Genomic DNA, 20,227 nt, shown 5'->3' with positions numbered 1-20,227 from the left:
CGGCCGGCAGTCGCCGTACCGGATGTCGCGATGAGCACCCGTCGTCGCTTCCCGCTCAGTGTGCGGGCGATGTTGGCCGTGATCGCGCTGGCGTTGATCTTCGCCCTGCTGCGGGTGATCAGCACGCTGGGTGAGCCGCCGAGTTCGAGCGCGATCTACACCAGCAAACTCGTGGTGGTCGGTGTCACCGGCCGCTATCAACCGGACGCGACGGACGACAAGATCATCTCCGAGCATGCCGGCGACGTGCAGACCGGTGCGATGTCGATCCGCGCCCGCAACCAAGGTGAGTGCGCGGCGGCGGGCTGGCTGACCGTCGGTGCCGGACGCCGTACCGGTGCGGGAGGGTTGTGCACGCCGTCGGTGACCGGCAGCGGCGCGAACGCCCGGGTCGACGACTGGCAGGCCCGGCTCAAGGTCGCCGCATCGAATTCCGGCGACGCGCGACTCGGCATCCTGGCCGAGCTCAGCAACGGATGTGTGAGCGCAGTCGGACCGGGAGCAGCGTTGGCGGCGGCGAAGCCTGACGGCAGCCTGCAGGATTACCGCACTTCGGATTCCTTTGCCAGCAACGGATATCGGCTGACCTGTCCGTTGACGCTGGTCGATGCCGGGTCGCGTTCCGATCAGGTCATCACGGCGTTGGCGGGTCGCAAGGACGTCACCGTGCTCGTGACGGGGATCGGACCCGATCCCGGCTCGCACAACCAGAATCTGCAGCTGATCTACCGGCTCGGCACCACGCTGCCGGGGATGATGACCTCGGACACCACCCGGCGCCACGGCATCGTCACGCTGATCGACCTGACCCGTACCTTGATCGACTTCAGTCGCGGCTCAGCCGCGCTGCCGGCGTCCGCGCCGGTGGACGGCACGCTGTTCCAGGTCGACCAGCAGCCGGTCTCGACCAAGATCATCAGCGATCACTTGACCATGATCAGCAATCTGTCCGCGGTCGCCCCGATCGGGTACGCCGCCGGTGCGGCCATCGGCGTTCTGATGGCTGCGCTGTTGACGGTGTTCGTCGCCACGCGGCGTTGGAGGGGTGTGGCGATCATGGTCGCCGGGCTCACCACGCTGACCGCATCACTCATGCTGACCGGTTCCTTTCCCTGGGCCGCGCAATCACATCCGGCCGTGGCCCTGGTGATCACGCTGTGTTGCTGGGCGGTGATCCTGCCGGCGCTGGCGTTGGGTCTGTCCCGCTGGCTGAAGATTCCGATCCCGATCGCGGCCGCGGGCATCACCATGGCGACCTTCACCGTCGACGCCGCCCTCGGCGGCGTGATGCAGCCGGGATCGCTGCTGAACTCGCGACCCGTGGTCGGTGGTCGGTGGTACGGCTTCGGCAACACCACGTTCGGTTGCTACGCGGCGGCGACGCTGGTCGTCGCCGGCTACCTCGCGCACCGGTTCGCGCGGACCGGTCGGGCCAAGAACATCCGTGCACACCAGTGGATGCCGGTGATTGCGGTGTTGATCATCGGTGGGCTGGCCGTGGCGTGTGAGGGGTGGCCGTCGATGGGTGCGGACTTCGGCGGCGTGATCAGCCTGACGCCGGCGGTGCTGTTCCTGGCGCTGGCGGTCTCCGGTTTCAAGATCACCTGGCAGCGGCTGGCGGTGATCGCCGTGGTCGCGGTCGTGGTGGTCGGCATCGTCTCGGTGCTGGACTGGGCGCGCGGCGCGGGGCACCGCAGCCATCTCGGCGACTTCGTCCAGCGGGTGATCAGCGGGGACGCCTGGCCGATCATCATCCGCAAGGCCGAGGCGTCGGGCGCAACCCTGATCGCGCCGCTCGGCATTGCCGGTGTGATCATCGGGGTGATCATCTGGGTCGTGATCTTCCGCCGGCTGCGGCACGCGATCACCGCCGACCTCTGGTCGAGCTACCAGGTCACGGCGATCGCCGTCCTGGTCACCGCGATCATCGGCACCCTGCTGAACGATGCCGGCATCTCGGTCTTCCTCACCCTGACCGGCCCCTTCGCCGCCACCACGGCCGGGATGCTCTACTACCGGCTGCGACCGTACGGCTGGCCGGCGGTGCTGCGCGGCAGCGACTTCGCCGATCAGCCCACGCCGGCAGTCGGTCTGCTGCCCGAGATCGATCGCAAACACGCCTCCCGCTCCGGCAATCCCGCCCTCCGCGCGAAGTCCCGCCGGCGCTGAACCCTGAGATCGAGGCGCCAGCCGGCGATTTCGCCGCCCGTAGGGTCGATTTCGTCGGCTCGGTCCCGAATGAAGTTGCGTGACGAAGGTGCAGCCCTTGTCGTGGATTTTCTGCACTTCCGTCGCGCAACTTCGCCGCCCGAGCGGACCGACCGGTGTCCACGGCATCGGGGACGCCGACTCCTTGAATCTCCCGGGGGTGGAATCGACCACTTGCCCTGGGCTCGTGACGAAACCCAACGCTGGTTGGGAAACGGACACGTTCTGCACCTTGGGGCCCGATCGAAGTCATCACTGGTTGGAAAACGAACGCGCCCGCCGCCCGCGGAGTCGACCGAAGCCAACACGGACTCGGCCGCCACGCTGGATGCAAACCAACTGCCCCGGCGAGTAGGTGCGCAGTCAGGCTCCGGTTTCATCCATCACACGCGCGGTGTCCCAGGTGGAGAGGCAGAAGGGGTGGCCGGCGGGGTCGGCGTAGACGAAGCAGTGGTCGGAGTTCGGCTGAAAGTCGTACCGGGTTGCTCCGGCGGCCAGCACCCGCGTCTCGGTGGCGGCGAGGTCGTCCACGAAGAAGTCGAGATGCAGCTGCATCCGTACGTCGCCCTCGGGCCACTGAGTCGGCCGGAAGCCGGCGACCTGCTGGAATCCGATCTCTCCGTTCGGACCGGTGACGATCGCCCAATGCTCGTCGCCGTGGGCCACCCCTCCGGTGATCTCGGCATAGAACCGCGCCAGCGCGATGGCGTCGGGTGCGTTCAACGTGGTCCCGCTGAGTTTGATCTGGTCCGACATCAGTTCACCGCCAACTCTTGGTAGGCCGGCGTGAGTTCGGTCCAACGGTCATGCCAGACCGACGGCTCGCCGACCAGCGACCTGCCGAGGTCCTCCAGATGTGCCTGCCAGCCGGACCCGTAGAAATGCAGGTTCGCCAACGGCAGCCCGCGTTCCTCGACCACCAACCGGGTCTGCGAACCCTCCTCGCTGAGCCACGCCTCGACCTGGGTCTGATCCTCGGCACCGGGTTCCAGGGTGAGCAGCAGATGCCGCGGAGCCTCGCAGACTTCCACCCTCCCCGGCCCCGTCCAACTGCTGGTCCAGGACGCGTGGATCGTGCCACCGACGCGCAGGTCGCCGGTCACCTCACCGATCCACCGGGCAAGCCGGTCCGGCGTCGTACAGGCTTGCCACAGGTCGTCGATGTCGGTGTCGTAGAGATCGTTGACCCGTACGGCGCCGCGGCTCTCGTCGAGTCGGCGCATGGTTCCGATGATGTTCACTTGCGTGCCTTCTTCCCTCGAGCAATCTCGGTGTGCAGAGCGTCGAGCCGCTGCTCCCACAGGGCGCGGTAGGACTCGAGCCACTGATCGACCTCCATCAGCGCCTCCGGATGGAGGCTGTAGATCCGTCGTTGGGCTTCCTGATCCACCGTCACCAATCCGGCTTCCCTGAGGACGCGCAGATGCCGCGACACTCCCGGCCGGGCAATCGGAAGTGCCGCCGCGAGTTCACCGGCCGTGGCGGGATGATCACGAAGAATCTCCAGCACGGTCCGCCGGCTCTGATCCGCCAGCGCCTGCAATACCGCATCCATACCAGCAGCGTACCCAGATAGTTACGTAACCACAAGGGTACGCAATGTCCGCTTACAGACAGCGCGTCAAGGGTCGACATCGCCATTCGTCGCCAGGCAGTCCCAAGCATTAGCCTTACCGCCGTGGCGGACACCGTGGAACAGGCGGCGAAAACACCCGAGCAGAGCCAGCCGTGGCGCGAACTCGGGCTGAAGGAAGACGAGTACAGCAGGATCCGAGAGATCCTCGGCCGGCGACCGACCGGCAGCGAGCTGGCGATGTACTCGGTGATGTGGTCCGAGCACTGCTCCTACAAGTCGTCCAAGGTCCACCTGCGCCGCTTCGGCGAACTCCCGGCCGAGACCCGGACCGGCAAGCTGCTGGCCGGCATCGGCGAGAACGCCGGCGTGATCGACATCGGCCAGGGGTACGCGGTCACCTTCAAGATCGAGTCCCACAATCACCCGTCCTACGTCGAGCCGTATCAGGGCGCGGCCACCGGAGTCGGCGGCATCGTCCGCGACATCCTCGCGATGGGCGCCCGGCCGATCGGCGTGATGGACGCGCTCCGGTTCGGACCGCTGGATGCGGCCGACACCCACCGGGTGCTGCCGGGGGTGGTCGCCGGCGTCGGCGGCTACGGCAACTGCCTCGGCCTGCCCAACATCGGCGGCGAGGTCGTCTTCGACAAGTCCTACCTCGGCAACCCGCTGGTCAACGCGCTCTGCATCGGCGTGCTCAAGCACGAGGACCTGCAACTCGGCCGGGCCACCGGTACCGGCAACAAGGTGATCTTGTACGGGGCCGCAACCGGCGGCGATGGGATCGGCGGCGCCTCGGTGCTGGCCAGCGAGACGTTCGACGCCGATGGGCCGGCCAAGCGACCGAGCGTGCAGGTCGGCGACCCGTTCCAGGAGAAGCTGCTGATCGAATGCACGCTGGAGCTCTTCGCGGCCGGTGTGATCAACGGGATCAGCGATCTGGGCGCTGCCGGGTTGAGCTGCGCCACCGCCGAGCTGGCCAGCTCCGGCGACGGCGGCATGCACGTGATCTTGGACCGGGTGCCGCTGCGTGATCACACGCTCAGCCCCGAAGAGATTCTGATGAGCGAATCCCAGGAGCGGATGATGGCGGTGGTCGAGCCGCAGCACCTGGACCAGTTCTTCGAGATCTGCCGCAAGTGGGACGTGCTGGCCACCGAGGTCGGGGAGGTCACCGACACCGGACGGTTGATCATCGACTGGCACGGCGAGACCATCGTCGACGTCGAGCCGCGTACGGTGGCCGCCGAGGGCCCGGTCTACGAACGCCCGTACGCTCGCCCGACCTGGCAGGACGGGGTCCAGGTCGACGGCGTTGATGATCTTGAACGAGCTGCGTCCGCCGACGAACTCCAGGAAACCCTGATCAAGATCATCTCGTCGCCGAACCTGGCCGACAAGTCCTGGATCACCGACCAGTACGACCGCTACGTCCGCGGCAACTCGGTGCTGGCTCAGCCGGAGGACTCCGGCATGCTGCGGATCGACGAGGACACCAACCTGGGCGTCGCGCTGGCCACCGACTGCAACGGCCGGTTCAGCTACCTCGACCCGTACGCCGGTGCGCAGTTGGCGTTGGCCGAGGCGTACCGCAACGTCGCCGTCACCGGCGCCAGCCCGCTCGCGGTCTCGGACTGCCTGAACTTCGGTTCACCGGAGGACCCGGCGGTGATGTGGCAGTTCGAGCGCGCCATCGCCGGGCTGGTGGACGGCTGCCGCACCCTCGGCACGCCGGTCACCGGCGGCAACGTCAGCTTCTACAACCAGACCGGCGAGCAGGCGATCCTGCCGACGCCGGTGGTCGGTGTGCTCGGTGTGATCGACGACGTCACCCGCAGGACGCCCGCCGGCTTCCGCGCCGCCGGCGACGTGATCATGCTGCTCGGCGACACCCGGGACGAGCTGGCGGGTTCGGTCTGGGCCGATGTCGTCCATGATCATCTCGGCGGTCTGCCGCCACAGCTCGATCTTGATCATGAACAGCGGCTGGCCGAGGTCTTGATCAGCGGCGCCCGGCAACAGCTGCTGAGCAGCGCTCACGATCTGTCCGAGGGCGGCCTGGCGCAGGCCCTGGTCGAGTGCAGTCTGCGTCATCATCGCGGTGCCGAGCTGTCGCTGCCGGACGACCAGGATCCCTTTGTGGCTTTGTTCTCCGAGAGCACCGGTCGGGTGCTGGTGTCGCTGCCGCCGGAGCAGCGGGACGCCTTCACGGCGGTGTGCGCACAGCACGGCGTGTCGGTTCGCGAGCTCGGCCTGGTCGGCGGCGACGCGCTGTCGATCGCCGGCCAGTTCAGCGTGGACCTGACCGAGCTCGCCGACAGGTGGCGGCAGACCATTCCAGCGGCCCTCGACCACTGAGTTGTCAGTCGGTGGTTTCGCCATGGCCAAACCACCGACTGACAACTCGGATGGATCAGCCGACGCGACGATCGTCCAGCGCGTCCCAGTCCCAGGCGATGCCCAGCCCGGGTCGCTCCGGGGCGTAGGCGAGGCCGTCGGCGATGGTGATCTCCTCGGTAGTGACCGCGCGCAGCTGCGGGATGTGCTCCACATAACGCCCGTTGGGCACCGCGGCGACCAGACTGACGTGCAGTTCCATCAGGAAGTGCGGGCAGACCGCCACGTTGTGCGCCTCGGCCAGGTGGGCCACCTTGAGCCAAGGTGTAATGCCGCCGATCCGGGCCACGTCGACCTGGATGACGTGTGCGGCTTCACGCTGCAGGTAGTCGCGGAACTGGCCGATCGAGTAGAGCGATTCGCCGACGGCGACCGGGATGCTGGTGGCCGCGGCGAGCCGGGCGTGGCCACCGACATCGTCGGCCGGCAGCGGTTCCTCGAACCAACCCAGCCCGACCGGCTCATAGGCCGCGGCACGTCGTACCGCCTCGGCGCTGGTCATCGACTGGTTGGCGTCGACCATGATCGGAAACTCCGGACCAACCGCATCGCGGACGGCTTGCAGCCGGGCCACGTCCTCGGTGATCGCCGGCTTGCCGACTTTGATCTTGACACCGTGCCAGCGGGCAGCTTGTGAGGTCAGTGCGCCGCGGACCAGTTCGTCGGTGTCCAGGTGCAGCCAGCCGCCCTCGGTGTCGTACAGCGGGACAGCTTGCCGATAGCCGCCGGCCAGTCGCCACAGCGGTTGGCCGGCCGCCAGACAGCGCAGATCCCACAGTGCGGTATCGACCGCGGCCAACGCCAGCGCAGTGATCGCCCCGACCGTTGTGGCATGAGTGGTGTCGTGCAGTTTGCGCCAGAGCCACTCGACATTGCGGGCGTCCTCGCCGATCAGCAGCGGCAACAGCGATTCACGCAGCAGCGAGAGCACCGCCGGACCGCCGGTGCCGATGGTGTACGCGTACCCGGTCCCGGTCAGCTCGTCGGAAGTGGTGATCGACACCAGAATCGTTTCCTGCTTGACGAAACTCTGGGTCGCGTCGGTGCGGACGGTCTCCACCTCAAGATCGGCGAGCATGGCCTCGGCGGCGGTGATCACGGACATCCGTACTCCTCGGTCGGGATCGAGAAACACCCTAACGGGCCGCGAACTTGAGCTCAGCCGGGCACTCGGCTGCCGATGCCCAATGGCCGACGGAAGACCTGCGTGCGTTCGGTGGCCTCGGTCAGGTCGTGCAGTCGCGCGGTCAACAGGGACTGCACATCGATGTGGCCGAGCACCTGCCCGTCCTCGGCCAGCACTGCGGCCTCGGGATGGCCGTGCTGGGCGAACGAGTAGGCCACATGACGCAGGGTGTCCCGTTCGCCGACCACGAAGTGGGCACCACGGGCGGCCAGCTCGCGGGCCAGTTCCATCGCGTCGTCGCCGGTCCGCATCGCGTCGGCGGCGAAGAAGGTCTCCAGTGGGTCGGTGGTGTAGTCGCGACTCAGATGCAGCCCGCGACGGGCGATCTTCTCGGTCAGCACCGATCGCTTCAGCACCAGCACCGAGACCGCGTACGCCGTGACCGAGGCGACCAGCAGCGGCACCAGCGCATCCCAGGCATGGGTCAACTCCAGGGTGAAGACCACGCCGGTCAGTGGCGACCGCATCACACCGCCGACCACGGCGGCCAGTCCGAGCATCGCCCAGAAGCCGGGGAAGACCGACGGGAACACCAGTCCCATGGCCGCACCGAGCGCGCCGCCGATCATGAACGTCGGCGCCAGCACGCCGCCGGAGGTGCCGGATCCCAACGACAGCGACCAGATCAGCGTCTTGACCACCAGGATGCCGATGATCAGGTCGATCGTCGCGTGCCCGGTCAGCAGTTGATCGATGACGTCGTAGCCGACGCCCAATGCGCGTGGTTCGACCAGGCCGCCGAGCCCGATGATCAGGCCGCCGATGGCCGGCCACCACATCCAGTGGATCGGCAGCCGGCGGAACAGGTCCTCGGCGAAGTACACCAGCCGGGTGGCCCCGTACGCCACCAACGCGCCGCTGATTCCCACCACGACCGCCAGGGCGTCGTCGTGCCAGTTGATCGTCACCGGTGCGTGCGGCACCGGAAAGATCGGCCCGGTGCCGATCAGCATTCCGCGGACCACCGTGCCGGAGACCACGGCCGCGACCACCGGTACGAAGCTGCGCGGCCGCCACTCGAACAGCAACAACTCAACCGCCAGCAGCACCGCAGCCAGCGGCGAGTTGAAGGTGGCTGCCATCCCGGCCGCGGCGCCGGCGACCAGCAGGGTCTTGCGCTCGTCGGCGGTCAGCCGGAAATGCTGGGCGAGGATCGAACCGATCGCGCCGCCGGTCATGATGATCGGCCCTTCGGCGCCGAACGGGCCGCCGGTGCCGATGCTGACCGCCGCCGAGATCGGCTTCAGTCCGGCCACCTTCGGCTCCACCCGACTGCCGCCGACCAGGATCGACTCGATCGCCTCCGGCATGCCGTGGCCGCGGATCTTCTCCGACCCGTAGCGGGCCATCAGGCCGACCACCAGGCCACCGGCGATCGGTGCCAGCAGCACCAGCCACCACGCGTGATGGGTCGCCCCGGGGGCGACCAGCGAGGTGTCCCAACGGTGATAGAAGACCGCATTGGTGACGACGCCGATCAGCATCTGCAGCAACCAGGCCGCGACCGCGCCGAGCGCGCCGATCGGCAGTGCCCAGGCCGTGATCACCAACAGTCGAGGATGGACGTTGAAGTCGCCGAGTTCGTCGCTCGCCGAAGCCGGACGCGAACCTGATCTTCCTCCCGGGCTCACAGCGGCACCGGCCCGGTCAGATCGTGGTGTCGCCTCCGCAGCCCGTCATGCAGCAGATCCAGGCTCGCGGTCAGCGAACGCAGCGCGTCCGCGTCCAGATGGTGCAACACCCGGGTCAACTCCCGAGATCGCCAGGCCAGTACGGCGTCGATCACCTCGTGCCCACGCTGGGTGAGCTCCAGGACGACCTTGCTGCGGCTGTCCTGCGCACCGGTACGCACCAGATGCCCGGACACGGTCAGCTTGTCCGCCAGCCGGGTCACCGAGGAGCCGTTCAGACCGAGCGCGTGCGCCAGTTCGGTGCAGGAGGCTTGGCCGTGATCATGGACCGCGAACAGCAATCGCATCTGCGGCACGGTCACCTCGCTGACCTCGTCCACGCTGCGTACCGCCAAACCGAGCAGATCGCGGGTTATTGCCTGCAACGCATCGACGGCCGGACTGAATGATCTTCGCTCTTGCACAACGCAAGACTTGCAGACTGCAAGAAGTGCGCAGAAGTCGGCGGTCTCAGTCAGGAATCAGGATGGGTTCACAAGGCTGGAGCGTCCACACCCTTCCCCCCGAGGAGTGTGGACGCTCCAGGACTTGTCCGGGAACAACTCTGCCGTCGCGACGATCCGGTGTCGTCATCCTCTGGATGTATATCGCCCTACGGTTGTCGGACGACGGCGCTACCGCGGCAGACCGATCTTCGACAGGTTGACCCCCGAATCGGCCGCCGTACGGCATGATCGCGCTATGCAACTCGGTTCAGAGGTCGCCGTCCACGGTCGGCGGCCCGGGGCATCCGCGGTCGGCCGGATCGGCGTCGGCCGGGTGGTCCATCCCTATGTCGTCCAGGTCGACAACGACCTCGCGGCGGCCATGTGCGCGGTTCCGCATCGGGCCGAACACCTGGAGGTGTTCGATCTCGCCGACGGTGCACGCTATCCGATCGATCGGATCCGGCCGGGCCTGATCCGCCCCGATCAGGCCGCGGAGATCCTGGCGGCCGAGTCTCCCGGCCTGCAACTGCTTCCGGTCCAGCAGGATCTGGTCTTCCTGGAGACCGCTCAGCCGTTGATCAGCGGGCGGGCGGCGGTCGCGGATCAGCCCTGGTGGTGCCGCATTCTCTGCCTCAAGTCCTGCTCGGGTTGTTGACCGCCGATGGCGATCGACAACCGGCGGTTGTGGCGATCGCGGCTGATCGACCTGCTGCTCGCGATCGCCGCCGGTGCCTTCGACCTCGTCATCTTCGCCTCCCGGACAGAGGATGCCGGGCTGCGTCCGGGAGGGCAGCTGCCGACCACGGCCGGGATCGTCATCCTGCTGATCGGGCCGACCGCTCTGCTGTTTCGCCGACGCCGGCCGATGCCCGTCTTCGTGATCTGCTGGGCGGCGGCGATGTCGTCCCTGGTGTTTCCGGAGTTGCAGCCGTTCGGTGCGTTGCTGGTGGCGATGTTCACCGTCGCTTCGCGCAGCAGTCGGCAGGGTGCAGTGCTGTCGCTGGTCGCAACCGCGGGAGTCTTCGCCGTCGAAGTGATCAACACCTTTCCGGTCGGTCGCAACGACATGGTGGGATTCTGGCTGCTCGGCACGGTGATCACCGATGTGCTGATCCTGGCCGCAGTCTGGGTCGCGGCCCGGTTGCGGCATCGGACCCGGCGTCGGCTTGCCGAACTGGAGTTGCTGCGGGAGCAGGAGATCCGAGCCGCGGTCCGGCATGAACGATTGGCGATGAGCCGAGAACTGCACGACATCGTCTCGCACTCGGTCAGCGCGATGACGCTGCAGGCCGCCGGGGCGCTGGCAGTGATGGGACAGCAGCCGGGCCGGGTGCGGCCGGCGCTGGACGCGATCGAACAGTCCGGCATCCAGGCCATGAACGAGTTGCAGCGACTGCTGGAGCTGCTGCGCAGCGAGGACGAGTCGGTCGAGACGCCGTCGGCCCGGGCACGGTTGAGTGAGCTGCCGGCCTTGATCGATCGGGCCCGCCAGGCCGGACAGGCGGTCGAGCTTGTGGTGACAGGGCAGCCTTGTGACCTCGACCCGAGTGTCGAGATGACCTGCTACCGGCTGGTCCAGGAGGCGTTGAACAACGCCGTACGGCATGCCGGCGAAGGGGCCAGGGTGCAGGTCAACCTGGATTGGATACCGCCCCGCCTGCGTGCCAGCGTGATCAACGACGGCGGCACCCGGTCGCCCGGCCACAAGCCTGCGTTGTCCACCGGACACGGCCTGGCCGGGCTGGCCGAACGCGTACACCTGGTCGGCGGCGAACTGGAGACCGGAGCGTTGCCGGACGGCGGCTTTGCGATCAAGGCCGTACTGCCGGCTTCGGCCGGGCGCCCGACCTGACACGCTGCAGATCGCGGCCGCGTCTGTAATGCGAGCGCGGAACCAACGCTGGACCTGCGCGGCCTACAATGCGGCCAACCGGGGGAAGGCGGGCCAGGGTGGCATCGGTACTGGTGGCTGATGATCAAGAACTCGTCCGGGCCGGGCTGCTGATGTTGCTGTCCGCGCACGAGGACCTGACCGTGATCGGAGAGGCGGCCGACGGCGCGCAGGCGGTCGAGGCAGCCGTACGCGATCGGCCGGACGTGGTGCTGATGGATCTGCAGATGCCCGTGCTGGCAGGCGCCGAGGCCACCGAGGAGATCGTCCGTCGGACCCGCATCGATGGCCAACCCGGCGTCCGGGTGTTGATCTTGACCACCTTCACCGACGACGACGCGCTCTATCCGGCGCTTCGTGCCGGCGCCAGCGGCTACCTGCTCAAACACGCCGCGCCGCAGGATCTGCCGTCGGCGATCCGGGCAGTGGCCGCCGGGCAGTCCTGGCTCGACCCGCGGATCGCCGGCCGGGTGATGCAGCGGGCGGTGGAATCGCCGACCGACAGCACCGACCACGACACGGTGATCGACCTGCTGACGCCGCGTGAGGCCGAGGTTCTGGTGCTGATGGCGCGAGGAATGACCAACGGAGACATCGCCACCCACCTGGTGTTGAGTGAGGCAACGGTGAAGACCCACGTCTCCCGCGTCTTCGCCAAGACCGGAGCGCGCGACCGGGCCCAGGCGGTCGCGCTGGCCTATCAGAGCGGTCTGCTCAAAGGCTGATTCGGGTCCGGCGTCCGAACGAGCCGCTAACGGGTTGCGGGTCCGCCCGTTGGAGTGCAGGGTGCTTTCGGGTCCTAACCGAGTGGACACCGTGATGGGGCGGACAGCCGTGATGGGGCGGACAGCCGTAATGGGGCGGACAGCCGTAATGGGGCGGACAGCCGTAATGGGGCGGACAGCCGTAATGGGGCGGACAGGGGCGTGGAATGGGCGAGGCCGATGACAAGGCTCCACTGCTGGAACGGCTGACCGGCTTCGGCACCCACATCCGGCTGATGTGGACGGTAGCCCCGGGCTGGAGCACGTTCTGCCTGGCCGCGAGCCTGCTCGGCGTCGCCTGCAACATCGCCAACATGATCGTCGTCGGCCGGTTGGTCGGGGCGCTGTCCGCGGTCGTGTTGCACGACGCCGCGGCGCGGCCGCTGTGGGGCTGGTTCGTGGTCTTCGCGGTCGCCGCGGTCCTCGGCCAGATCAGTGGTGCGGCGATGACCTGGGCCGGAGCGCGGACCAGCGCCGGTTACCGAGCACGACTGGACGAGTTGATCGGCGAGGCCGGTCTGCAGCCGGCGGACCTCGGCACGCTGGAGGACGAAAAGACTGCCCAGCGGCTGAGCACGCTGGCCGAGAACAGCCGGAGTTGGCTGCTGCGGTTCGGGATGACCGGCAGCTGGGAGTTCCTGGTCACCAAGCTGACCGCACTCGGCGCGGCCGCGGTGGTGTTCAGTTGGCACTGGTGGGTGCCGTTGGTGATCATCGCCTGCTTCGTGCTGGTCTCCCGGCAGGTACGAGGCTGGCTGGACGAACTGCTGGACAACGTCTTCGAGAGGCCGAACGCCGACCGGCAGCGGGCCGACTACATCAGCCGGCTGATGATCCATCCCGAAGCAGCCAAGGAGATCCGCGTCTTCGGCATCGCCGGCTGGCTGGAGCAGCGGTACGTTCGCTCCTGGCATGCTGCCCAGGACGTGTTCTGGCCGCACACCGGCCGCCGTCGGCTGATCTTGATCATGGTCATGGTGGCCGAGGCGTTGGTGATCGGCGGCTCGCTCGCCCTGCTCGGCTACCAGGCCTACGTCGGCGCGGTCGCGGTCGGACTGGTCACCACCTACCTGGTCGCGATTCTGGGGTTGGAGGCATTCGGCCCGATGGGCGACGTCGAGTCCGGCCTGATGCGGACGACCGTCTTCTTGCGCAACCTGGTCTCGTTGCGTCGCTCCCTCGGTCTGCCCGATCTGCGGCCCGCCGAACTCCCCGCGCCGACCGTTCCGTCCGGCGGCGCGCTCGGGATCGAGGTCAAGGATCTGACCTTCGGCTACCCGTCGCGTACCGAACCGACGCTCCGCGGGCTGTCGCTGGAGGTCCCACCGGGACAGTCGCTGGCCGTCGTCGGCGTGAACGGGGCCGGCAAGTCGACCTTGATCAAACTGATTGCGGGACTGTACCGGCCGGATCAGGGCAGCGTCCGGGTCGGCGGCGGCGACCCCTTTGTCGATGTTGACGAGAGCGGTCGGGTCGCCGTGGTGTTCCAGGACTTCGTCCACTATCCGTTGTCGTTGCGTGACAACGTCGCCTTCGGCGCGATGGGCCGGGCCGGCGACGACGTCGCCGCGACGGCGCTGCAGCGGGCGGCCGGCGACGAGTTGCTCGCGGCTCTCGGCGACGGCTGGGACACGCCGTTGTCGAAGGACTTCGAGGGTGGCACCGACCTGTCCGGCGGCCAATGGCAGCGCGTGGCGCTGGCACGCGCGCTGGCCGCGGTCGCCGGCGGTGCCGGGGTGCTGGTCCTGGACGAGCCGACGGCCGCCCTCGACGTACGCGCCGAGGCAGCCATCTTCGACCGATTCCTTGACCTGACGCACGGTGTCACCACCATCCTGGTCAGTCACCGTCTTTCCACCGTGCGGAGAGCCGAACGCATCGTGGTGCTGGACGGCAACACGGGCCGGATCAGTGAGGACGGCAGCCACCAGGAACTGATGGCCGCCGGTGGCGCGTACGCGGAGATGTTCACCTTGCAGGCGAGGAGATTCGCCCTCGCCGGCGGGACCGGCGACAGTGCCGGGGCGGGAGCATGATCGCCACCCTGCGGGCGTTGGCCCTGGTCTGCGCCACCGCGTTCCGGGTCAGCAAGAAGGAGACCATTGCCGCCTTCACCGAGACCGTCGGCCAGATACTGCGCGGACTGAACCCGTTGTTCTTCGGTCTGTTCGCGTCCGGGGTGGTGCACCACGACCCGACCCAGTTGATCATCGCGGTGGCCGGCCTGGCCTGCAGTACGGGTATCACCGGCGCCCTGCAAGTGATCGGGGTCAACGCCCGGATCAAGCAACAGACCTACGTCGCCTTCGAATTCTCCCGGCAGACGTCGCTGCTGATGGCCACCATCGAGACGCTTGATCACCACGAGGATCCCGAGCTGCAGGACAAGTTGCAGACCTTCCGGACGTGGTCGGGCAGTGTCGGCCAGGCGCTGAACGCGGTGCTGAACCTGATTCACACCGTCGCCTGGAGCGGCACCACCGTGGTGGTCGCGCTGACCGCCGACTGGCGGCTGCTGATCTTGGCGGCGTTGGGGGTGCCGCGGTTGTTGCTGATCGCCCGGACCGCACGCTGGGACAAGATCGCCGAGGAGAAGGGCAGTCCGTACCGCCGCCTCACCGATCGGTTGGTCGATCTCACCCGGGATCCGGATGCCGGTGCCGAGGCGAGAGTCTTCGGGCTGCGTCGGGTGATGATGCAGCGCATCCGCGACAGTGCCCGGGCCGCGCAGCAGCCCGATCTCGTACGCAACAGCAAGCATGCGCTGCTCGATCTCTGCAACGGCATCTTCTACTTCGGCGGCGCGATCGCGATCATCGGCTGGATGATCTCCGACGCCATCGACGGCTCAGTCTCGGTTGCCGTGCTGACCATCGCGATCACGTCCATCGGCTCGTTGCAGCAGGTGAGCTCGAATCTGGTCGCCAACATCAAATGGCTGGGCGAGGCATCCCGGTCGGCCGTCCGATTCGTCTGGCTGCGTGACTACGCGGCCGGCGTGCATCATCGCTACACCGGAGAGCTGCAACCACCTGCCCGATTGGCGACCGGGCTCAGGCTGGAGGGCGTCAGCTACCGCTACAACGGAGCGGAGCACGACTCCGTGCACCGAATTGATCTTGATCTTCCGGCGGGCAGCGTGGTCGCGTTGGTCGGCGAGAACGGCGCCGGCAAATCCACCCTGGTCAAACTGTTGACCGGGATGTATCAGCCGACCGAGGGGAGGATCCTGGTCGACGGTGTTGATCTTGCCGAGATCGATCTGACCGCTTGGCGGGAACGGGCATCGGCGGCGTTCCAAGACCACGCGGACCTGGAATTCGCTGCTCTGCACGCGGTCGGACTGGGTGAGGTCGGTCGGGTCGACGACGAAGGCGAGGTCCGCCGAGCGCTGCATGACGGCGCGGCGTCCGACGTGCTGACGGCGCTGCCGGACGGGCTCGCCACCCAGCTCGGTCCGAGCTGGCCGGCTGGAGTTGATCTTTCCGGCGGTCAATGGCAGCGGCTCGCCATCGCCCGCGGCATGATGCGGCAGAAGCCGTTGCTGCTGGCCCTGGACGAGCCGACGTCCGCGCTGGACGCCGCGACCGAACACGCCCTGTTCGATCGCTACGCCGTCGCGGCTCGATCCGCCGGTGGCCGCGGCGGTGTGACCTTGCTCGTGACGCACCGGTTCTCCACGGTCGCCGCGGCCGACATCGTGCTGGTGTTGGCAGGCGGCCGAATCGTCGAGCAGGGCACCCATGATCAACTGATGGCAGCCGGTGGCGCCTACGCGGAGTTGTACGAGATCCAGGCCCGCGGCTATCGCTGAACGCGGGCGCGTGACCGCGGTGCTGTGGCTGGCTAAGCTCCGGCTATGACCGCTGTCCCCAGCACCGCACAAGAAGTCCGCGCAGCCGTCGAGCGGGAGTTGCCGGCCGTGTTGGCCGAACTCGAACGCCACGTCGCGATTCAGTCCGTCAGCGCCGACCCCGATCGCACCGACCAGGTACGCAGCAGTGCGGAGTTCGTCGCCCAGCAGCTGCGTGATCTTGGTGCGGCCGAGGTCAAGATAAGCCAGGTCGACGGCGGCGCGCCCGCCGTGATCGGACATTTCCCTGCCCCTGCAGGGCAGCCGACGGTTTGTCTGTACGCCCATCACGACGTACAGCCCGAGGGCGACCCGGATCTGTGGGATCGCGGTGACCCGTTCCGGGTGGCCCGCGACGGCGACCGCCTCTTCGGCCGCGGAATTGCCGACGACAAGGGTGGCTTGGCGATGCACCTGGCAGCGCTGCGGGCCTTCAACGGCCAACCTCCGGTCGGGGTGACGCTCTTCATCGAGGGCGAGGAAGAGGTCGGATCGCCAACCCTGCAAGCATTGTTGGCCAAACATCGCGAGGAGCTGTCCGCCGACGTGTTCGTGATCGGCGACTCCGGCAACTGGGAGGTCGGCGTACCGGCCTTCACCAACACCCTGCGCGGACTGGCCGAGGCGTACGTAGAACTGCGCACCATCGATCACGCTCTGCACTCGGGCATGTTCGGCGGCCTGGTACCGGACGCGCTGACAGCGATCTGCCGACTGCTCGCCACCCTGCATGATGATCAAGGAAATGTCGCCGTCGACGGTTTGAACACCGCACCGGCGCCGGAGGTCGACTATCCGGAGGAACGGTTGCGGACCGAGGCGGCGATCTTGGACGGTGTCGACTTCATCGGCGAAGGTCCTTATGCCATGAGGATCTGGGCCAAGCCGGCGATCACCGTGGTCGGCCTGGACGCGACCCCGGTGGCCAAGGCGTCGAACACCTTGTGGCCGGTGGCTCGGGCCAAGATCAGCATGCGGGTGGCGCCCGGACAGGATTCGGCCGAAGCGCAGCAGAAGTTGATCAAGCACCTCGAAGATCATGTTCCGTGGGGTGCGCAGGTCACCGTCACCCCGGGCGAGAACGGCGACCCGTCGGTGGTGCCGTTCGAGGGCCGGTACGCAGACGCTGCCCGGTCGGCCTTCAGCGAGGCCTGGGGGACCGAGCCGGTGTTCATGGGGCAGGGCGGTTCGATTCCGATGATCGCCGACTTCGCGCGGGCCTATCCGGACGCGACCGTCCTGGTCACGGGCGTCGCCGACCCGGATTCGCGCCCGCACGGCAGCAACGAGTCCCTGCACCTCGGCGACTTCGCCAAGGCCTGCGCCGGCGAGGCCCTGCTGCTGCTGAACTGTCGCGCAGATTGATCTTGAACATTGTCGCGACTCGGTGTCGGATCGAGGCGAGGACGTTCGTGGAGTAGGTGAGCGCGGCCGACAAACCGCGACGAAGTCCTCCCGAGGCGACGGGCCTCGACCGACGAACCGGAAAGGTACGACGATGCCGCAGTACTTGATTGCGTTCAACGACGAGTGGGTGCAGGAGCACACGCCCGAGGAACTCGTCCAGAAGAGCAAGGCCAGCATGGCTGTCCTCGACGAGATGAAACAGGCCGGCGTCTTCGTGTTCGCCGACGGCGGGATCGACGCCTCGACCGCGATCTGCAACGTGCGGGCCAAGGACGGCGAGCCGGTCTTCTGCGACGGGCCGTACGTCGAGACCAAGGAACATCTCGGTGGTTTCACCGTGATCCAGGCGCCCGATGACGAGAGCGCCCGCTATTGGGCCGGCCGCGTCGCGGTCGCCCTGGACTGGCCGCAGGAGGTGCACCGGTTTCCCGGGCCGCGCCGGCCGGAGGCAGTCGACGGGACGAATGCCGCGAGCCGATCGTGAAGTTGCTGCTGACCTCCGGAGGCGTCAGGAACCCGACCATCAAGAACGCGCTGGTCGGCATGCTCGGCAAGCCGATCGAGCAGTGCAACGCGCTCTTCATTCCCACTGCGCAGTACGGCCATCCCGCCTGTACGCCGGCGTCGGTGTGGCGCGCCATCGCCGGCGGCGGTCTGTGCGATCTCGGCTGGAAGTCGGTCGGCGTGCTCGAGCTGACGGCCCTGGACGGCATGGCCGACCGCCGCTGGGTGCCCTGGGTCCGGGAGGCCGACGTGCTGCTGGTCGACGGAGGTGAGGCGGTCTACCTGGCGCACTGGATGCGGAAGTCCGGACTGGCCGAGCTGCTGACCTCGCTGCCCGAGCTGGTGTGGGTCGGCGTCAGCGCCGGCAGCATGGTGATGACACCCCGGATCGGCAACGAGTTCGTCGAGTGGCAGCCCGACGGCGGCGACAAGACCCTGGGCGTGGTCGACTTCTCGATCTTCCCGCATCTGGACTTCCCCGGCTGGCCGGACAACAGCCTGGACAGCGCCCGCCGGTGGGCCAAGAAGATCACCACACCCGCGTACGCGATCGACGATCAGACGGCGATCGCGGTGGTGGACGGCGCTGTCGAGGTGGTCTCCGAAGGGCACTGGCAGCTCTTCGATTGACAACGGTGGCGGTCCGAACGTGCAAGAACGTCGGTCGAGATGATCCCAACCCGCGAAATGGGCCGGGTCCGTGTCGTCCCGTCCGACGTTCTTGCACGCGCGCGATATGGGAATGTCGCCGCGCACCCGTAGACTCTGGCGGGTGGCACGAGGAGACGGCCGTCTGACCCACGATCTGGACCCGCAGGATCGTAGCCCGCAGGACGCGTGTGGCGTGTTCGGCGTCTGGGCGCCCGGCGAAGAGGTCGCCAAGCTCACCTACTTCGGCATCTACACCCTGCAGCATCGTGGGCAGGAGTCGGCCGGCATCGCGGTCAGTAACGGCAAGCGGATCACCGTGTTCAAGGACATGGGTCTGGTCAGCCAGGTCTTCGACGAAGCCACTCTGAATTCACTGCGCGGGCATCTGGCGATCGGCCACACCCGCTATCCGACCACCGGCGCCAGCGTCTGGCAGAACTCCCAGCCGACCTTCCGGCCGACCGCCACCGGCGGCCTTGCGCTGGCTCACAACGGAAACCTGACCAATCTGACCGAGTTGGAAGCCTGGCTGGCCGACCGTGATCTGCCGGGCACCTCGCTGGTCCCTGGCGCGCTGAGCAAGGAGGTCACCAACGACACCTCCGTGGTCACGGCCCTGATCGCCACGTACACGGAACTGAACACGGAGGAAGCGGCGATCGAGGTGCTGCCGCACCTGCGCGGAGCGTTCAGCCTGGTCTTCATGGACGAGGAGACCCTGTACGCCGCCCGCGATCCGCAGGGCATCCGGCCGCTCTGCCTGGGTCGGCTGGAGCACGGCTGGGTGGTCGCCAGCGAGAGCGCGGCCCTGGACACCATCGGCGCCAGCTTCGTCCGGGAGGTCGAGCCCGGCGAGATGATCGCCGTCGACGCCGCCGGCCTGCGCAGCCGTCGGTTCGCCGAGCCGGAGCCGAAGGGTTGCCTGTTCGAGTTCGTCTACCTCGCCCGACCGGACTCGACCATCTCCGGCAAACGACTCCACTCCGTACGCGTCGAGGTCGGCCGCACGCTGGCCGCCGAACATCCCGCCGACGCCGATCTGGTGATCCCGGTGCCCGAGTCCGGGACACCGGCGGCGATCGGCTACGCCGAAGCGTCGGGTATCCCGTACGGGCAAGGGCTGGTGAAGAACTCCTACGTCGGCCGGACCTTCATCAAACCCAGCCAGACGCTGCGTCAGCTCGGCATCCGGCTGAAGCTCAATCCGCTCCGCGACGTGATCGCCGGCAAGCGGCTGGTGGTGGTGGACGATTCGATCGTCCGCGGCAACACCCAGCGGGCCCTGGTGCGGATGCTCCGCGAGGCCGGCGCGGCCGAGGTACACATCCGAATCTCCTCCCCGCCGGTGCAGTGGCCCTGCTTCTACGGCATCGACTTCCCGACCCGGGCCGAACTGATCGCCACCGGCCTGAACACCGAGGAGATCTGCCGTTCGATCGGCGCCGACTCGCTCGGCTACGTCTCCCTGGACGGCCTGGTCGCCGCCTCCGAGCTGCCGAAGTCGAGTTTCTGCCGCGCCTGTTTCGACGGCATCTACCCGGTGCAGATCCCGCTGTCCGAACGGCTCGGCAAGCAGTTGCCCGACTACGACCGGGAGCCGACCGACATCGACGGACTTCCCGCCTCCACCGCCGGAGTCGGCGCGGTCGACGCGCTCAGCCGGCCCTGACG

17 protein-coding genes are annotated in these 20,227 nt (G+C 67.8%); 11 read left to right on the top strand and 6 right to left on the bottom strand.

The genetic code is table 11. The features are described 5' to 3' along the window. Window positions 1–30 precede the first annotated feature (30 nt). Window positions 31–2,169, top strand: coding sequence for a hypothetical protein (locus tag FOE78_RS23135; RefSeq protein WP_143988351.1), 2,139 nt, complete (start codon window positions 31–33; stop codon window positions 2,167–2,169). A gap of 402 nt (window positions 2,170–2,571) precedes the next feature. Here the strand turns inward: FOE78_RS23135 and FOE78_RS23130 are convergent, their stop codons facing one another. Genes FOE78_RS23130 through FOE78_RS23120 form a run of 3 tightly spaced genes read right to left on the bottom strand, consistent with a single transcriptional unit; the run spans window position 2,572 to window position 3,763 of the window. After that, window positions 2,572–2,964 carry a VOC family protein gene (locus FOE78_RS23130; protein ID WP_143988350.1) on the bottom strand — a complete coding sequence of 131 codons (393 nt, stop codon included), beginning with the start codon at window positions 2,962–2,964 and terminating at the stop codon, window positions 2,572–2,574. Next, window positions 2,964–3,449 carry an SRPBCC family protein gene (locus FOE78_RS23125; RefSeq protein WP_143988349.1) on the bottom strand — a complete coding sequence of 162 codons (486 nt, stop codon included), beginning with the start codon at window positions 3,447–3,449 and terminating at the stop codon, window positions 2,964–2,966. The genes FOE78_RS23130 and FOE78_RS23125 overlap by 1 nt, the downstream gene beginning before the upstream one ends. Next, window positions 3,446–3,763, bottom strand: coding sequence for an ArsR/SmtB family transcription factor (locus tag FOE78_RS23120; protein WP_143988348.1), 318 nt, complete (start codon window positions 3,761–3,763; stop codon window positions 3,446–3,448). Before FOE78_RS23120 ends, FOE78_RS23125 begins: the two co-directional genes overlap by 4 nt. Before the next feature lie 123 nt (window positions 3,764–3,886). Between FOE78_RS23120 and purL the strand changes: the two genes are divergently transcribed. Further along, complete coding sequence (gene purL, locus FOE78_RS23115; protein WP_143988347.1) at window positions 3,887–6,142, top strand: phosphoribosylformylglycinamidine synthase subunit PurL; 2,256 nt, start codon at window positions 3,887–3,889, stop codon at window positions 6,140–6,142. Between the two features lie 55 nt (window positions 6,143–6,197). Here the strand turns inward: purL and FOE78_RS23110 are convergent, their stop codons facing one another. Genes FOE78_RS23110 through FOE78_RS23100 form a run of 3 tightly spaced genes read right to left on the bottom strand, consistent with a single transcriptional unit; the run spans window position 6,198 to window position 9,378 of the window. Beyond that, window positions 6,198–7,286, bottom strand: coding sequence for a mandelate racemase/muconate lactonizing enzyme family protein (locus FOE78_RS23110; RefSeq protein ID WP_143988346.1), 1,089 nt, complete (start codon window positions 7,284–7,286; stop codon window positions 6,198–6,200). Between the two features lie 53 nt (window positions 7,287–7,339). Next, a complete protein-coding gene (locus FOE78_RS23105; protein ID WP_210414727.1) occupies window positions 7,340–8,998 on the bottom strand; it encodes a chloride channel protein in 1,659 nt (552 codons plus the stop codon). Beyond that, a complete protein-coding gene (locus FOE78_RS23100; RefSeq protein ID WP_143988345.1) occupies window positions 8,995–9,378 on the bottom strand; it encodes a MarR family winged helix-turn-helix transcriptional regulator in 384 nt (127 codons plus the stop codon). Before FOE78_RS23100 ends, FOE78_RS23105 begins: the two co-directional genes overlap by 4 nt. Before the next feature lie 361 nt (window positions 9,379–9,739). Between FOE78_RS23100 and FOE78_RS23095 the strand changes: the two genes are divergently transcribed. From FOE78_RS23095 to purF, 9 genes are all read left to right on the top strand, one after another. After that, a complete protein-coding gene (locus FOE78_RS23095; protein ID WP_143988344.1) occupies window positions 9,740–10,141 on the top strand; it encodes a hypothetical protein in 402 nt (133 codons plus the stop codon). A gap of 6 nt (window positions 10,142–10,147) precedes the next feature. Further along, the gene (locus FOE78_RS23090) at window positions 10,148–11,338 is read left to right on the top strand and encodes a sensor histidine kinase (RefSeq protein ID WP_143988343.1); all 1,191 of its coding nucleotides are present in this window, start codon (window positions 10,148–10,150) and stop codon (window positions 11,336–11,338) included. 98 nt (window positions 11,339–11,436) lie between these two features. After that, a complete protein-coding gene (locus tag FOE78_RS23085; RefSeq protein WP_228265965.1) occupies window positions 11,437–12,102 on the top strand; it encodes a response regulator in 666 nt (221 codons plus the stop codon). Between the two features lie 206 nt (window positions 12,103–12,308). Then, window positions 12,309–14,177: an ABC transporter ATP-binding protein gene (locus FOE78_RS23080; RefSeq protein ID WP_143988341.1), complete on the top strand. Its 1,869-nt coding sequence runs from the start codon at window positions 12,309–12,311 to the stop codon at window positions 14,175–14,177. Further along, window positions 14,174–15,955, top strand: a complete 1,782-nt coding sequence (locus FOE78_RS23075) for an ABC transporter ATP-binding protein (protein ID WP_143988340.1) — start codon at window positions 14,174–14,176, stop codon at window positions 15,953–15,955. The genes FOE78_RS23080 and FOE78_RS23075 overlap by 4 nt, the downstream gene beginning before the upstream one ends. 45 nt (window positions 15,956–16,000) lie before the next feature. After that, entirely contained in the window at window positions 16,001–17,359 is a 1,359-nt protein-coding gene (locus tag FOE78_RS23070; protein WP_143988339.1) for a dipeptidase, read from the top strand. A gap of 133 nt (window positions 17,360–17,492) precedes the next feature. Continuing rightward, a complete protein-coding gene (locus FOE78_RS23065) occupies window positions 17,493–17,885 on the top strand; it encodes a YciI family protein (protein WP_143988338.1) in 393 nt (130 codons plus the stop codon). After that, entirely contained in the window at window positions 17,882–18,535 is a 654-nt protein-coding gene (locus FOE78_RS23060) for a Type 1 glutamine amidotransferase-like domain-containing protein (RefSeq protein ID WP_143988337.1), read from the top strand. Before FOE78_RS23065 ends, FOE78_RS23060 begins: the two co-directional genes overlap by 4 nt. Before the next feature lie 142 nt (window positions 18,536–18,677). Further along, window positions 18,678–20,225, top strand: coding sequence for an amidophosphoribosyltransferase (gene purF / locus FOE78_RS23055; protein ID WP_143988336.1), 1,548 nt, complete (start codon window positions 18,678–18,680; stop codon window positions 20,223–20,225). The last annotated feature ends 2 nt before the right edge of the window (window positions 20,226–20,227 follow it).

The organism is Microlunatus elymi, assembly GCF_007362775.1.
Classification (GTDB): domain Bacteria; phylum Actinomycetota; class Actinomycetes; order Propionibacteriales; family Propionibacteriaceae; genus Microlunatus; species Microlunatus elymi.
Note: the sequence above shows the minus strand (reverse complement) of the source record. Positions and strands in the feature narration are given on the sequence as shown.